The organism is Mesorhizobium sp. M8A.F.Ca.ET.208.01.1.1, from assembly GCF_004791315.1.
Lineage (GTDB): Bacteria > Pseudomonadota > Alphaproteobacteria > Rhizobiales > Rhizobiaceae > Mesorhizobium.
Window position 1 is genome coordinate 1340834 of the sequence record NZ_SRUT01000001.1, and the last position, 13618, is coordinate 1354451.

The 13618-nt window shown below is 63.0% G+C and carries 18 protein-coding genes; 7 read left to right on the top strand and 11 right to left on the bottom strand.

The window, feature by feature from the left end; translation table 11 throughout:
* Positions 1-18: 18 nt before the first annotated feature.
* Positions 19-975: a DUF3592 domain-containing protein gene (locus tag EN851_RS06790; protein WP_245520700.1), complete on the bottom strand. Its 957-nt coding sequence runs from the start codon at positions 973-975 to the stop codon at positions 19-21.
* A gap of 186 nt (positions 976-1161) precedes the next feature.
* Here EN851_RS06790 and EN851_RS06795 point away from each other — a divergent pair, with 186 nt between their 5' ends.
* On the top strand, positions 1162-1350 hold the full coding sequence (locus tag EN851_RS06795) for a hypothetical protein (RefSeq protein WP_127276106.1): 189 nt from the start codon (positions 1162-1164) through the stop codon (positions 1348-1350).
* A gap of 115 nt (positions 1351-1465) precedes the next feature.
* On the top strand, positions 1466-1768 hold the full coding sequence (locus EN851_RS06800) for a hypothetical protein (protein ID WP_127869520.1): 303 nt from the start codon (positions 1466-1468) through the stop codon (positions 1766-1768).
* Between the two features lie 9 nt (positions 1769-1777).
* On the opposite strand, the gene EN851_RS06805 is transcribed toward EN851_RS06800, so the two are convergent.
* Positions 1778-2851, bottom strand: a complete 1074-nt coding sequence (locus EN851_RS06805; RefSeq protein ID WP_135928810.1) for a GH25 family lysozyme — start codon at positions 2849-2851, stop codon at positions 1778-1780.
* A 327-nt stretch (positions 2852-3178) separates the two neighbouring features.
* On the opposite strand from EN851_RS06805, the gene EN851_RS06810 reads away from it, so the two are divergent.
* Entirely contained in the window at positions 3179-3811 is a 633-nt protein-coding gene (locus EN851_RS06810) for a DedA family protein (RefSeq protein ID WP_127869522.1), read from the top strand.
* A gap of 16 nt (positions 3812-3827) precedes the next feature.
* Here the strand turns inward: EN851_RS06810 and EN851_RS06815 are convergent, their stop codons facing one another.
* The 5 genes from EN851_RS06815 to EN851_RS06835 all read right to left on the bottom strand — a co-directional run bounded on the left by EN851_RS06815 (position 3828) and on the right by EN851_RS06835 (position 7360).
* On the bottom strand, positions 3828-4619 hold the full coding sequence (locus EN851_RS06815) for a phosphodiester glycosidase family protein (RefSeq protein WP_127276112.1): 792 nt from the start codon (positions 4617-4619) through the stop codon (positions 3828-3830).
* A 115-nt stretch (positions 4620-4734) separates the two neighbouring features.
* The gene (locus EN851_RS06820; protein ID WP_135915511.1) at positions 4735-5361 is read right to left on the bottom strand and encodes a transglutaminase-like cysteine peptidase; all 627 of its coding nucleotides are present in this window, start codon (positions 5359-5361) and stop codon (positions 4735-4737) included.
* A gap of 148 nt (positions 5362-5509) precedes the next feature.
* Positions 5510-6382 carry an undecaprenyl-diphosphate phosphatase gene (locus EN851_RS06825; RefSeq protein WP_135915510.1) on the bottom strand — a complete coding sequence of 291 codons (873 nt, stop codon included), beginning with the start codon at positions 6380-6382 and terminating at the stop codon, positions 5510-5512.
* Between the two features lie 234 nt (positions 6383-6616).
* Positions 6617-6814, bottom strand: coding sequence for a hypothetical protein (locus tag EN851_RS06830; RefSeq protein WP_127276118.1), 198 nt, complete (start codon positions 6812-6814; stop codon positions 6617-6619).
* A gap of 150 nt (positions 6815-6964) precedes the next feature.
* Positions 6965-7360 carry a GFA family protein gene (locus EN851_RS06835; RefSeq protein WP_135928811.1) on the bottom strand — a complete coding sequence of 132 codons (396 nt, stop codon included), beginning with the start codon at positions 7358-7360 and terminating at the stop codon, positions 6965-6967.
* Between the two features lie 112 nt (positions 7361-7472).
* Here EN851_RS06835 and EN851_RS06840 point away from each other — a divergent pair, with 112 nt between their 5' ends.
* The gene (locus EN851_RS06840) at positions 7473-8501 is read left to right on the top strand and encodes a 2OG-Fe(II) oxygenase family protein (RefSeq protein ID WP_135928812.1); all 1029 of its coding nucleotides are present in this window, start codon (positions 7473-7475) and stop codon (positions 8499-8501) included.
* 48 nt (positions 8502-8549) lie between these two features.
* On the opposite strand, the gene EN851_RS06845 is transcribed toward EN851_RS06840, so the two are convergent.
* The 3 genes from EN851_RS06845 to EN851_RS06855 form a co-directional block, all read right to left on the bottom strand.
* The gene (locus tag EN851_RS06845) at positions 8550-9506 is read right to left on the bottom strand and encodes an alpha/beta hydrolase (protein ID WP_135928813.1); all 957 of its coding nucleotides are present in this window, start codon (positions 9504-9506) and stop codon (positions 8550-8552) included.
* 26 nt (positions 9507-9532) lie between these two features.
* A complete protein-coding gene (locus EN851_RS06850) occupies positions 9533-10018 on the bottom strand; it encodes an SRPBCC family protein (RefSeq protein ID WP_127869528.1) in 486 nt (161 codons plus the stop codon).
* A gap of 122 nt (positions 10019-10140) precedes the next feature.
* Positions 10141-10389 (bottom strand): ParB N-terminal domain-containing protein, encoded by a 249-nt coding sequence (locus tag EN851_RS06855; RefSeq protein WP_127276129.1) that lies wholly within the window; start codon positions 10387-10389, stop codon positions 10141-10143.
* Positions 10390-10591: 202 nt separating this feature from the next.
* Between EN851_RS06855 and EN851_RS06860 the strand changes: the two genes are divergently transcribed.
* The gene (locus EN851_RS06860; protein ID WP_135928814.1) at positions 10592-11008 is read left to right on the top strand and encodes an acyl-CoA thioesterase; all 417 of its coding nucleotides are present in this window, start codon (positions 10592-10594) and stop codon (positions 11006-11008) included.
* Positions 11009-11023: 15 nt separating this feature from the next.
* Here the strand turns inward: EN851_RS06860 and EN851_RS06865 are convergent, their stop codons facing one another.
* A complete protein-coding gene (locus EN851_RS06865) occupies positions 11024-11983 on the bottom strand; it encodes a LysR family transcriptional regulator (protein ID WP_127869530.1) in 960 nt (319 codons plus the stop codon).
* Between the two features lie 136 nt (positions 11984-12119).
* On the opposite strand from EN851_RS06865, the gene EN851_RS06870 reads away from it, so the two are divergent.
* Both EN851_RS06870 and EN851_RS06875 read left to right on the top strand, forming a co-directional pair.
* Entirely contained in the window at positions 12120-12902 is a 783-nt protein-coding gene (locus EN851_RS06870) for an ABC transporter substrate-binding protein (protein ID WP_135928815.1), read from the top strand.
* Positions 12903-12968: 66 nt separating this feature from the next.
* Positions 12969-13616 (top strand): amino acid ABC transporter permease, encoded by a 648-nt coding sequence (locus EN851_RS06875; RefSeq protein WP_135928816.1) that lies wholly within the window; start codon positions 12969-12971, stop codon positions 13614-13616.
* Positions 13617-13618 lie beyond the last annotated feature (2 nt).

Genomic DNA, 13618 nt, shown 5'->3' on the forward strand with positions numbered 1-13618 from the left:
GTCATGAAAGCGGGCGCCTCAAACGACCAGCCAGGCCGCGGCGCCGATAAAGCCCACCGAACAGACCCACAGCAGCCACAGCCCGCGCACGCGGCATTCGAGCACCGCCGAGGCGGGATTGGCCGGGTCATAGTGCACGTCGACCTTGCTGCCCTCGACATAACGCCTTGCCTGACCGCCGACGAGGCCGGGCAGCGAGGCCGTCACGCTGACGCCGAAAGCGACACGATCGGCGCTGTAGTGCTGTCCGGCGACGCCATAGCTGTAGACGATGCGCGACCGAAAGACGGTGCGCCAGCGATAGCTGCCGTTGGCGCGGATCGTCTGCAGGCCCGACGCATCGATGCGGCCGGCGGCGACCGGCCATTGCACCGCTTGCCTGGCAAGCGCCTTCTGGGCGAAACCCATGCGCAGGACGAACAGGCCCATGAACAACAGCAGCGCCGCCGCCCCGAGATTCTGCGGCTTGGCCAGATGCGGCCTGATCCCCTCCAGGACGCCGCCAACGGAAAACACCAGAACCACTGTGCCGATCACCAGTCCCGCCGACAGCTTGGCCATGAATTTGAAGGCGCCATCGGGAAAGGTGCGCTCGATCACCGCCTTGCTCGGATCGGCCGGATTGTAGAAGACAGTCACCTCGGCGCCGCGCGGAAACTGCGCCAGGGTTTCAGCGACTTCGAAATTTCCCAAATTCTCTTTCACGCTGTAGCGCGAGCTTTGAAATTTCTTGCCGCCCACCTTGTATTCGAAGGTGATCGCCGGAAAATTGCGGATTTCGGTGGTGTCATTGCTGTCCGGGCCAACGCCCGAGACTCTCACCTCACGCGCCTCGGCGCGCGACGAAATGATCTTTCCCGGCGTCGGCAACCAGTGGCTGAGGGCCTGCACCTCCCGCCATTTCACGAAGGTGATGAACGACAACATGCCGGCGACCGCGCAGGCAAATCCGACAAGCAGAAATTGGAGCTCCACCCTGATCCCCCCGGAGTACAGGAACCGGCACTAGACAGCACCGCGGCGGCAATGTCTCGCTTATTCGCAAAACACCAATGCCGGCGCCTCACGCGCATTGAATTGCTGAAGCGTAATTTGACGACTGAGGCGATCGGCTTAAAAAGGGCCGGGAACTTTCGCGAGGCTGCAAGTCGGGAGACGGACATGAACGACGAAGCCGACGACGACAAGGACATCGTGAACCAGCTTGCCTATGTCAGGGCCGATCCAAGCCAGCACGACACGCTGACGCTTCTGGCCATGATCGACGCGGCGATTTCCGAGATCATGGGGTTGAGGACGGCGCTGCGGCTGAGCGAGGAACGCAACAGCCGCAGCGCTCAGCTGCAATAAGAATCCGAACCAGCGCTGTTTTGATCCGCGTCGGCCATCATCTGCCGGCCCGCGCCGCCCGCCCAGGCGCGCCATCTCCGCTCGTTACCCCGGTGGGATTGCCTTGAATGGACGCATGGCGACGGTCCGGGCATTCGAATCCAGGTCTGTCCATCGCAGCAATGATGGATCGCGCGCCGCCTCAATGGCTTGGTTGACCCAGATCAAGGCCCTGCCTGCGTTCATCCTGTCTTCTCCGCCAATGGCAATCATCAAACGGAGAACGAACGTGCCCAGCTACGACATCATGGTTATCGCGGCGGTCCTGATCAGCTTCGGCTTTTTTTCCGGGACTCTGGCCTTCGCCACGTTCGACGAATCGCGCCGGCACTCGGACAAGGCGCCCCGCGGCGAAGCTTCCGGCGCGCGCGCCCATTAGTCGCGCTGCCTAGTCCGCGTCAGCCATCATCTGCCGGCCGCCACCGCCGGCCCAGGCGCGCCATTGCCGCTCATCGCCATGGAAGACGTTGAGGTCGATGCGACCGGTCACGCCATGCGACAGGCCGGAACCGGAATACTGCCAGAACAGCCACTTGCGATCGGGATAGACCTTAGACGGATGCCGGGCCACGGCGCGCAGCCAGAAGGGATAGTCTGGGAAGGCGCCCCGAAGGTTGTCGCGATAGAAGTCGGGCGACGTGTAGATGATCGGCCGCTGGCCGTAGTGACGCTCCAGCTTGTCCATGAACACCTGCATCTTCTCCAGCACCTTTTCGCGCGACGGCCGGCGCTGGCAGCTGGAGTCGCCGTTCCACTCGACGTCGATCACGGGCGGCAGCGCACCGTCGACCTTCGGCACGTTGCGGATGAACCAGTCGGCCTGTTCGCCGGCGGTGCGGCACCAGTAGAAGAAATGATAGGCGCCACGCTTCAGCCCCGCGGCCTGCGCGCCGCGCCAGTTCTTCATAAACATCGGGTCGAGGTGGTCGCCGCCGTCGGTCGCCTTTATGTAGGCGAAGTTGGCGCCCTGGGCGCGCAGCTTTTCCCAATTCACGTCACCCTGCCAGCGCGACACGTCGACACCGTGCACGGCAAGGTGGCGGGGCGACGAGCGGCCGAAATTGATCGGCTTGGCGTCGCGGAAGCCGTAGCGCGTGACCGGTCCTGCGAGCATGGCCGGTGCCGCCCGCGACAGCAGCTTCGGTGGCGACCCCAGGGCAGCCTCCTCGATCGGCGGCTCGGCGCTGTCGGGCAGTTCGGGTGCGGGAAACGCCACCGTCTCTTCCTCCGCCAGGCCAAAGGGGCGAGCGGTGTCGTCCGCGGACGCAACCTCAACCCGCTTGCGCGGCGCGTTTGCCCTGGCCACCGGAACGGACGCGATCGGCGCGCTTGGCCGCACCACCGAACTGGTCGTTTCATTGGATGGCTTCTGCATGTCGAGCGCGTCCATGCCCGACGTCGAGGAACAGCCGGCGAGGCACAGCGATGCGATCACGAAACTGATGACGCCTGATAACCGCATCTGGACCTGTACTCAAACACAACAGACCGAAGGCGACGGCCGACGGACAACCAGACGAGTTATGAACGAGAAATTACCAATAAAGTTTGAATCAAGTTTTTTACCATAGCTGTGGCCCCTTTCAGACAGTCGCCGGCGGCGGCCCGGCCAAGCCTTGACAGCGCCATGATGTGGCTGTTGAGAACGGCATGCGGCGTTTGCGCCGGCGTTCCCAAAATTCTTGAAAAGGCGCCGGGCCACGCGGCTGGCTCGTCAACGACAAGCTCGACGAACTCAGGAGCCTGCTCGACAGCGGCAGCTGAGAAACACTTTCAAAAGGGAGCTTGCGTGCAGTCGTTCATCGACCAAAGCGTTTGTTTCATCGAGAACCATCAGGCCTGGGCCGGCCTCGTGGTCGGGCTGCTGGCCTTCGGCGAATCGCTGGTGCTGGTCGGCATCCTGTTGCCCGGCACCACGGTGCTGATCATCGTCGGCGGCCTAGTGGGCGCCGGTGTCGTCCAACCCTTGCCCGTTCTCCTCGCCGCGATGATCGGAGCGGCGCTCGGCGACACCATCTCCTATTTTCTCGGCAAATGGCTCGGGCGCGGCGTCGTCCACAAATGGCCGCTCAACCGCTATCGCCGTGAGATCGCCAGGGCGCGCCTGTTCTTCCATCGCTACGGTTTCGCCGCGGTTTTCGTCGGCCGCTTCTTTGGTCCGGTGCGTGCCACCGTGCCGCTGGTCGCGGGTATGATGGGCATGAACAGGCGCCGCTTCCAGATCGCCAACATCCTGTCGGCGATCATCTGGGCGCCGGTCGTGCTGTCGCCCGGATGGCTGGTGGCGAAAGGGGCCGACAGCCTGCCCGAACTCGACGCGACCAGCCTGTTCGGGCTGGCGGTTATCGCGGCCATAGTGGCGGCGATCATCGTCGCCGTGATTGTCATCAGGCTGCGAGGCAGGCGCGATGCCCAGACCTAGGGGATGGCGCCATGCGTCAGCCGCGTTTCCTGAAGACGCCGATCATCGGTCCCAGGTTCCAATAGTCGTCGTTGCGGCCAATGGCCGGAGCGAGCAGACTCGATATAGTGCCGTCGAGGAAGAGTGCGTTGTCGCAGCCGAGCGCGTCGCGAAACAGGCGGGCGAAGGCATGGAATGTCACCGTGCCGTTCGAGATGGCAAAGACGGCGACGCCATCCTTTCGCACCCCGACGCCGTCGCGGCTCTTGCGCGACGTGCCGTCGGATCGGAATTTCGGGTGAAGCTGGCCGTCGATCACCAGCATCGGCCCTGATTGCGTTGCATAGTCGGTGGCTGGCCGCTGCCTGACGAAGTCCCTGGTCGCCCGCACCGCGGCCTTGCCGCCGCCGATATAGAAGATGCCGTTCGGCTGCAGCGAAAAATTGCCGCTGCCCGATCCCGTCTTCACACCGGCCATTTCCCGGCCGCGCTCGACATAGAGGCCGACCGGCCTGAGGTCGGGGTGATACATGCCCGCATTGATGGCAAACAGCATGGTACGGCCGGCCGCGCGCTGGGCGTTGTCGAGATTGTGCAGCGACTGAAAAGGCTTGCCGCCCTGATCTTTCCAGAACAGTTCGATCGAATACAGTTTTGGATCGACCTCGCAGACGAGAAAGCTGCCGGCCTCGAAGGCGACGTCACGGCACGGCGGCACCGAAGCGAACCACTGGCCGAACGCCATTGTCGTGGCAAGCGCGTGCGGCAACGCGGCCTTGACCAAAGTCAGCAACAAGGGCGCCGAATGCAGGAGTGTCAAAAAATCCATGCGCGTTCCGGATTGTCGGTTCCAACGAGTTGTCGTGGATAGCACCGCTTGCCGGTACGATGAAGGATTTGCTCAGGGGAAGCGTGGACTACGGTCCGGTGACGGCCCGCGACGGCTATTTGACGGCGCTGACCAGCTTCTCTTCGCCGGCGAGAATGGAGACCCAGTGCCCGGTGTCGTCGCTCGCCTGTCTTTTCAGATAGCGATAAGGCGTCTGGTTCCAGAGACGAACCTTGTCGACAAGATTGTCGAGGATGAAGTCGCCCTTGTCGGTGCGTACCGTCAGCACGGCATGGCCTTCGCCATCCGGCTTGCGAACCACCGTCATCAGGAGATTGGCTATGGCGATGCCCAGGCTGTTGAGCTCACGCCGCTTTTCCAGCGCGTAATCCTCGCAATCGCCGAAGCCATTGTCCGGATAGGCCCACCATTCCTCCTTGCCGTAATTGTCCATGTCGCTCATCGGCTTGACGCGCGTGTTGACCGAAAGGTTTACGGCACTGATCTCCCGCAACAGCTTGCCAGTCATCTGTTCCGGCTCGCTGTCGGGTGAACGGATGGAGCACTCGGCGGCATGGATCTTGCAAAAATCATAGTGGCCGATCGGCTGCGAGGTCGAGCCGCCGATGACCATGGAAGCGGGAGCCGCGTAGGCGGAATTCGCCGCCGAACAGAAAGCAATCAGGGCAATCGCAAGCCCCAGCCCCTTCGCCTTGCGGCGCAAACCCAACGAGGATGCCATGCGGCTCCGCCATCTGTTTTTTGTTAACAGAACGTTAAGGGCGGACATTGCCGGAAGTCAATGAAGGCGTCCGATCACATCTTCGGGCATGGGTTGATGCGCTCCAGGCGGTTGCAGCAGCGCAACACCGCAAGCGTGCCGGTTCGGCCTAGGCTAGCCATCCCAGAGCCACGCCGAGCAGCAGGACGACCCCGAGCGCGCCGCGATAGATGACGAAAGGCCAGGCGGAGAAGCGTTCGAGCACGCGCATCAGGCCCCAGATGGCGAAGAAGGCCGATATCGAGGCCACGAGCAGTCCCACGCCGAGAACCGACCATCCATGGGCGTCGAGATGCACCTTGTGCAGTTCCCACAATTCCTTGAGGCCGGCGAGCGCGATCGCCGGCAGCCCGAGCAGGAACGAGAAACGGGCCGCCTCCGCCCGCTTGAAGCCAAGCCCCAGCGCCGCCGTCAGCGTCGAGCCAGAGCGAGAGACGCCCGGGATCAGCGCGCCAACCTGCGCGACGCCGACAAGGAGCGCGTCGGCGAGCGACGCTTCGCCAACGGTGCGCTTGTGACGGGCGAAAATCTCGGCCAGCGCCAGCAGGACCGCCATGGCGATGCAGGCCCAGCCAATCACGCTCAGACTGCGCAACGGCGAATTGCAGGTGTTGAGGACGCCCGAGAGCGCCACGCCGGCGATGACGATGGGGATCGTCGCCAGCACGATCCACAGCGCCAGACGGAAATGCCGGTCGGCAAAATCGCGGCGCGTGAGGGCATCGAGTGATCCAAACAGGAGATCCCTCACGTCGCCCCAGAAATAGCTGACCACCGCTGCAAGGGCCGCCAGCTGCATGGCGGCGGAGAAAGCCGAGCCCGGGTCCTGCCAGCCAAGCACAGCCGGCACGATGCGCATATGGGCGGTCGAGGAGATCGGCAGCAGTTCGGTGATGCCTTGCACAAGGCCGAGGAAAGCGACCTTGGCAAATCCAAGGCCGACAAAGCCCGTGTCGACGCCTTGCGTGCAGATATCAGCCATGTCGGCTCCATGCGGGAGGGATCGGACTTGCGAAGGCAGGATCGGCGGCGATCAATGCCGGGCAAGCCATACCGCTATGCGGCGGAGAATCAATTTACGGATTTGTAAGCTGGCGGCCCGAACGGGCGTCATTGCGTCGCGACGCGGCGGACGCATTCCAACCGTCTACGGGCTGCGCAACCCGCATCGGCCCAGGGGCCGGCCAATGATGTTCATGGAAGATCGCAAGGCTACTCAGGGGCACAGCCACAGTTTCTGGCAGGTCCTGGCGATCACATGCGCCGGCGGGACAACCGGTTCATCGAGGGAAGGCCGGCGAGCCCGCTCAAGCAGCATGCGCACCTGTTCCGGGCGCACACGGTCACGTTCCATCACAAGCAGGACCATCGGATCGCTCAAAAGCTCGTCCAGGGTGCTGATGCTGTCGTTCATCCGTCGTCTCCTCGAATGCCGGGCCCGCGACGCTTAGATAGGGTGACAAAGATGGCCCGCCAATGACGGTTTGCCGGCTATCGCGTGTCTCTTTGGATTAATTTTTGGTCATCCTGGGGCACGTCGTCCTGTTGAGGAGAAGGTGGAGGGCTAGGCCGGCGGTGCGCCCTCATATTGCGGCAAGCCGTCGTCAAACATCACCCAGGGCTGTTTCGAGGCGGTCCACATATGCATCTGTGGCCTGAAGAACGACGGGTCGTCCAGGGAACCGGTGGTCACGCCGATGATGCCGGCGGAGTCGCGCCGCGAAAACATCGTTGTGCCGCAGTTCGGGCAAAACCCGCGCTTGAGGTCCGGCGAGGTGTTGACCGTGGCCAACCGGCCCTCGACCGTCACATCGTCGATGCGGAACAGAACACGCGCATTGAAGGCCGCGCCGATCGCCTTCTGGCAGAGCCGGCAGTGACAGATGCGCTCGTTGATGGGGTCGGCGTCGGTGCGGTAGCGCACCGCTTTGCACAGGCATCCGCCTTCGTATTTTGCCATCGCCTGAATCCATTGGTGGAGTGAACAGGCGGCAAGGTAGCGGCGAGGCCGATTGGGTCAATTGAAAAGCTTTGATACAACGTCATCGATTATCGTGATGCGGCAGGACGTCATGACACCGGACATCGAAACGATCGGCATTGCGGACCTGTTCGGGCCGCCCTCGCCCGCCCGCGACCGCGCCGACGCCAGGATCATGGCTGCCGCGGCAGGTATCGGTTTCCTGGCGGTCCGGGATTTTCCCGGCGATGACTGGCTGACGCCGGACAAGCGCGCGCGATTGCTGCGCATCTTTGCGCTCCCCGATGCCGGCAAGCAGGAATTGCTGCGCTGGAATTTCGATCACACGAAGAAGAATTTCTACCGCGGCTGGTTTCCGCTGCAGCCGCAAGCCGTTTCCTACAAGGAAGGCATCGACATGGGGCCGGACCTTGCCGATGCGGCGCGAGTCTCGGCCTCCGACGATCCCCTGTGCGAGCCGACACCACTACCGGCCGAAAATGCCTTACCCGGCTGGCGCACCGCCGCGGCCGACTACTACCGCGCGATGGAGACGGTCGGCACCATGCTGATGCGGTCGATCGCACGCGGGCTTGGCCTGCCTGAAACGATCTTCGATGCCTATTTCGCTGGTGGCATCTCGACGCTGCGGCTGATCCGCTATCCCCTGCGCGACGCCAGTGCCGGCGTCGAGACAAGCGGGCCGGAGTTTTCGGTGACCCACAAGGGCGAAACGCGCACCATCATCGGCCGCGAACATGCCGATTCAGGCTTCGTCACCTTGCTGGCGCAGGACGGCGTCGAGGGCTTGCAGGCAAAGAACCTCGCCGGCGAATGGATCGACGTGCCTCCAGCCAATGGCACGCTGGCGGTTAATTTCGGCCAGTTGCTGGAGCGCTGGACCGGTGGCCGCGTGCGCGCGACACGGCACCGGGTCATTGCGCCGAAAACGGTGCGGTTCTCGATCCCGTTCTTCTACGAGCCGCGCGTCGACGCGGAAATCTCGCCCCTGCCATTGGAGGGCGCCGAGCCCTTCGAGCCTTTCCTCTACGGCGATTATCTCTGGGAATCGGCGACCAACTTCGTCGAGATGGGCGGCATCAAGCATCTGAGACAGCCACGCCGCGCCAGGGCTTCCTAAACAGCACGACGGCCGTCTCGCTGGAGACGGCCGCCAGAGATGGCAGGGTCATTCGGTTTCGCCGACCACCTCGTCCCAGCTCTTCACCTTGGTCTGGCCGTCGAGGAACGGCAGTGCGGCGGCCGTCAGTTCCGGAGCGAAGAAAACGTCGTAGTGGGTGCGGTTGGGCAGAATGGCCAGACGGTTCTGAGACAGGTTCTCGCGCATCCAGCCGGCATCCTTCAGGCCGCCACCGAGCATCCGGTAGAACTTGATCTCATGCTCGGGCTTATACATGTCGCTGTCGCCGTAAGCGAGCATGACGGGCATCTTCAGCTTGGGAACGTCGGCGGAGAAGTCGTAGTTCTGGCGCATGAAATTGCCGAGCGCGTCGAGCAGCTTCGGGAAGTCCTCGGGATGTGGCGCGACGGCGACGTAGGATTTGTACATCGGTGTCTCTTTCATGAACGCCGCGGCGGCGGCACTTACCTGCGCCTGCTGCGGACGCATCTCGTCATAAAAGCCGTCGGCGGCGTAGCCGGTCGAGACAAGGACCAGCCGACGCACAACCTCGGGATGCTGGACCGCCATGCGGAAGGCAACGCCGCCGCCCAGCGAATAGCCCATGACGTCGACCTTGTCGTAGCCGAGTGTCTTGACGATACCAGCCATATCATCGCCGATCGCCTCCAGGGTGAATGGCCGGTCGCCAAGCGCGGTGCGGCCGTGCCCCTGCAGGTCGACCCCGATGACGGTGCGGTTCTCGGCAAGCTTGGCCAGGATCGGCGCGAACATGTCGATGGAGCCGAGGCCGCCATGCAGCAGAAGCAGCGGCTCACCCTTGCCATAGATAGCGTAATAGTAGTTCACGCCGTTGATCGGCAGCAGGCCGGATTTTTGCGGCTTCGGCAGCGTTTTCGTTTCGGTGGTCATGGCGGGCTTCGTCTCCTCTGCATTGATGGTGCCCGGACAAGCGAGAAACGCCGCCGCCGAAGCAAGAATGGCAAAAAACAGGGTTCTGGACATATCGGTCTCCTCCTGGTCGACCGATGTCAAAGCGTCCTGGCGAGGTCTTCGAGCTGGTCGGTGCATTGCCCCCAACCCGCGTGAAAACCCATCGCCTCGTGCTGCTGCCGGTCGGCGACGCTCCAGTGCCGGACGCGCGCGATGTAGCGGGTCTTGCCCTCGCCTTCGTCCTCGAAGGTCAGCACGCCGGTCATGAACGGTTTTTCCGACGGCTCCCACGCCTGGGTATAGGCATCGGTGAAGATGATCTTCCTGCCGGGAACGACTTCCAGGAAAACCCCGGGATTGGGGAATTCATCGCCGTCAGGACCGGCCATGACGACGAGGCTGTTGCCACCCGTGCGCACGTCCATCTCGGCACGCGGCGTCGTCCACGGCTTTGGCGCGAACCATTGCGTGATCAGGGTCGGGTCGGTCCAGCAGCGATAGACGTTCTCGCGCGGTGCATCGATGATGCGGGCGAGAACCAGTTCGCGGTCGTTGGCGGGGGCGATGTCGAGCTTGGTGGCCACTATTTTCTCCTCGGGATTCGGCTTGATCTGGCTTCCGTCCCAAGGACGAGCCAATGCAACGCAACCCGACATGCCAGGTGAAAAATTCTGGAGACTGTGCGTGCTTCGGGCGAAGGCGCGCGTCAGTGGCGCTTGGCTTGCACCAGATAGGCGTCGATCTCTGACTCGCCGAGCCACTTGGCTGCTTCCAGACGATGCAGTCCTTCGACAAGTATGTGCCGCTTGCCATCGTGGCGGACCTGGATCGGCGTCTTCATGCCGTTTTCCAGGATATCCTCGGCGAGATGCCGGACGGTCTCGGGATGCAGCGTCTTCTTGCGCGCGGTGGGCACGTAGATGTCGTCGACCTTGACCTTTTGCACCCTGAGCATGCCTGTCCCCATGGCGGAACTGCCGCCGTCTTTCTGAGATAGTCGGTTTGCTCGGGAGGGCCAAGGGCCCGGCTAAGGAATGTCGACCTACAGGCCATCGCCGGCTCGAAAGCCCTCACCCAAGTCATCCGCCGGTTTGCCTGCAGCCGCGCGTTTCGATAAGGCGTCTCGCGATCCAAACAAAGGCCACGGAACAATTCACATGAGCAAATCCCTCGTCACCTTCGTGGGCGTCGCCCATCCCTGGATGTGCGACGTGATGGGGCACATGAATGTGCGCCATTACGCCGCGATGTTCGACGATGCCAGTTTCCAGCTCCTCGGCCATATCGCCGGACAGGAGGGCGGCCAGGGCTCCCAGAACGGATGGGCCGACGTGCGCACCGAAATCGACTACCGGCATGAAACGAAAGCCGGCTCGCTCCTCACCATCCGCTCGCATGTGGTCAAGGTCGGTCGCACCTCCATCACCTTCGAACAGGTGATGTCCGGATCGATCGATGGCACCGTCCATGCATCGAGCCGGACGACCAGCGTGCGCTTCGATCTCACCGCCAGGGCCTCGGTGGCGCTGGATGAGCCGATGCGCGACCGCGCCGCGGCCTTCCTTGTCGAATAGACCCGCGTCGACCCGTCAATCGCTGTAGATTCGATCCTGCAGGGGCGTTTCGGCGATCAGGGCCTGAATTCCGGACAAAAGCGCCTTCTCGGCCCGATTCATCGCCTTGTCGGGATTGGTCAGCAGGAAGATGTCGATGGCCGGCGGCGCATCGTAAGGCGGCAATCGCCACAGCATACCATCGGCCACGTCGCGCCGCGCGACATGCAGCGGCAGCGGGCCGATGCCGAGCCCTGCCACGATCATGCGCCGCACCTCCTCCAGGCTGGACGACACGCCGACGACATCGGCATTCAGCTTGGCCTCGCTGCGCAGCAACGCCACCGGCCGCAAGGCGTCCGAAATGTGATCGGTCTGGAAGGACACGGACGGCTCGCCCCGCAGATCCGCAAGCGTCAATCCGGTCTTCCCGAACAGCCTGTGCTGCGGGCCACAGAAGAAGCCGAAGAACTCGCGATAAACCATCGTGTAGTCCAGTGCCGGATCGCGCTGGCTGACCAGGCAGATGCCGAAGGAAGCGCGGCGCTCCCGCACCTGCTTGGCCACTTCCGTGCTTGCCGCGACCGAGATGGTGATGGAGCCGCGCGGGTAGTTGCGGTGGAATTCCGCCAGCGCCCGGTCGAACAGCGGCGAGACGACATGGCTGGCGGTCGCGATCATGACGTGGCCGGTGACGTCGTCGCTGATCCCGCGCATCAGCAGCGGCAGTTGCGATATGGTGCCGAACACCTCCACGCTCTGCTCATAGATCAGGCGCCCGACCTCGGTGAGTTCGAAGCGTGTCGCATCACGCTCGACCAGGCGCCGGCCAACGCGATCCTCCAGGCGCCGCAACGCGTTGCTGACGCTGGGTTGCTTGAGGTTCAGGCGCTCGGCTGCCCGGGTGATGCTTTTCACCTCCGCGATGACGACGAATGTGCGCAGCAGGTTCCAGTCGAGGTCCCAGACCAGCCGTTCGGGGCGAGGCAATGCCATTCTTGGTATCTATGCTCCCTATTCCCATTATCTATTTGCGCAATGCTGGAGCAAAGGCAATCATTGACATCAGGAGAGCGCCCCAACGCCTCCCAAGAACAAGCCTTCGCGCTCCATCCAGAGGACAGAAATTCAGATGAACAAGGTATTTTCCGGCATCGCGGTTGCCGCACTGCTGCTTGCTTCGGCCTTCACCGCCGTTTCGGCCAGCGCCGACGATCTCGAAACGATCAACTCGGCAGGCGAACTGAAGATTTCGATGAGCGGGCAGTATCCGCCCTTCAACTTCGTCAACGACCAGAACGAGGTTGTCGGCTTCGACGCCGATATCGGCAAGGCCATCGCCGAACGCATCGGCGTCAAGGGCACCATCATCACCACCGCCTGGGACGGCATCATCGCCGGCCTGCTCGCAAACAAATACGACACCGTCGTCGGCTCGATGACGATCACGCCCGAGCGCGAGAAAGTCGTCGATTTCGTCGGCCCCTACTATCACGCCGGCCGCGCGGTCTTCGTGAACCAGGATTCCAAGGTGCAGAGCCTCGACGACCTCAAGGGCAAGACCCTTGGCGTGACGCTGGGCGAGACGCACGAGAAATGGGCGCGCGCGCAGGGTGGCTGGGATGTCCGCACCTACAAGGGCTTGCCGGAATTGTTGCTGGAATTGAAGGCGGGCCGTGTCGATGCCATCGTCGTCGACAACATTCCGGTCATGGTCGCCGTCAAGGAAACCGGCGAGAAGGTGCGCAAGCTCGACACGCCTGACATCGAAGGCGGCAGCGTCGCCATCGGCATAGCCATCCGCAAGGACAATCCGGAGCTCAAGGCCGCCATGCAGAAGGCATTGGACGGGATGATGGCAGACGGCACCTACGAGAAGATCTCCAAGCAGTGGGTCGGCACCGACATCCGCTAATTCCATCCGGTTTTCAGGCGGCCAGGTCGCCTGAAAACCAAACGACATTCCTGCCGGGTAGACCCCATGGATTTCTCCTTGATGAGCCGTGTCTTCCCGTTTTTCGTGGAAGCGGCGCTCGTGACGCTGGAACTGACAGTGCTGGCCCTGGTTCTGGGGCTGGCGGCCGCGGCGCTGGCGGCGGCCGCCCGGATGTCGAGATCGGCGATCCTGCGGGCCGTCGGCACTGTCTATGTCAGCCTGTTTCGCGGCACACCCTGCCTGATCCAGCTGTTCGTGTTCTATTTCGGCGGACCGCAGATCGGCATCAATCTGGAGCCGTTCACGGCTGGCGTGATCGGCCTTGGCCTCAACATCGGCGCCTATATGGCGGAATCGATCCGGGGCGCCGTGATGGCGGTCGACCGCGGCCAGACGGAGGCTGCCCGCACAATCGGATTCAGCCGTTTGCAGACCTTGCGCAAAGTCGTGCTGCCGCAGGCCGCGAGGCTGATGATCCGCCCGCTCGGCGTCAACACGGTCGCCTTGCTGAAGGGGTCCGCGCTGGTGTCCACCATTTCGGTGGTGGAGTTGACCTATACGGCCCAGCGTTTCATCGGCTCCACCTACAAGCCGTTCGAGATTTTCGGCGTCGCGGCCCTGCTTTACATGATCATGGTCTACGCCATTGCCCGCATCGTCGACATGCTCGACAAGCGCTTTGCCATCATCTGATC

Excerpts from the sequence above, each read along its gene's own strand:
- EN851_RS06815 (WP_127276112.1), bottom strand. The coding sequence starts at position 4,619 with ATGGATTTTTTGACACTCCTGCATTCGGCGCCCTTGTTGCTGACTTTG.
- EN851_RS06875 (WP_135928816.1), top strand. The coding sequence starts at position 12,969 with ATGGATTTCTCCTTGATGAGCCGTGTCTTCCCGTTTTTCGTGGAAGCG.
- EN851_RS06840 (WP_135928812.1), top strand. The coding sequence starts at position 7,473 with ATGACACCGGACATCGAAACGATCGGCATTGCGGACCTGTTCGGGCCG.
- EN851_RS06825 (WP_135915510.1), bottom strand. The coding sequence starts at position 6,382 with ATGGCTGATATCTGCACGCAAGGCGTCGACACGGGCTTTGTCGGCCTT.
- EN851_RS06835 (WP_135928811.1), bottom strand. The coding sequence starts at position 7,360 with ATGGCAAAATACGAAGGCGGATGCCTGTGCAAAGCGGTGCGCTACCGC.
- EN851_RS06865 (WP_127869530.1), bottom strand. The coding sequence starts at position 11,983 with ATGGCATTGCCTCGCCCCGAACGGCTGGTCTGGGACCTCGACTGGAAC.
- EN851_RS06820 (WP_135915511.1), bottom strand. The coding sequence starts at position 5,361 with ATGGCATCCTCGTTGGGTTTGCGCCGCAAGGCGAAGGGGCTGGGGCTT.
- EN851_RS06845 (WP_135928813.1), bottom strand. The coding sequence starts at position 9,506 with ATGTCCAGAACCCTGTTTTTTGCCATTCTTGCTTCGGCGGCGGCGTTT.
- EN851_RS06800 (WP_127869520.1), top strand. The coding sequence starts at position 1,466 with ATGGCGACGGTCCGGGCATTCGAATCCAGGTCTGTCCATCGCAGCAAT.
- EN851_RS06855 (WP_127276129.1), bottom strand. The coding sequence starts at position 10,389 with ATGCTCAGGGTGCAAAAGGTCAAGGTCGACGACATCTACGTGCCCACC.
- EN851_RS06805 (WP_135928810.1), bottom strand. The coding sequence starts at position 2,851 with ATGCGGTTATCAGGCGTCATCAGTTTCGTGATCGCATCGCTGTGCCTC.
- EN851_RS06795 (WP_127276106.1), top strand. The coding sequence starts at position 1,162 with ATGAACGACGAAGCCGACGACGACAAGGACATCGTGAACCAGCTTGCC.
- EN851_RS06860 (WP_135928814.1), top strand. The coding sequence starts at position 10,592 with ATGAGCAAATCCCTCGTCACCTTCGTGGGCGTCGCCCATCCCTGGATG.
- EN851_RS06870 (WP_135928815.1), top strand. The coding sequence starts at position 12,120 with ATGAACAAGGTATTTTCCGGCATCGCGGTTGCCGCACTGCTGCTTGCT.
- EN851_RS06830 (WP_127276118.1), bottom strand. The coding sequence starts at position 6,814 with ATGAACGACAGCATCAGCACCCTGGACGAGCTTTTGAGCGATCCGATG.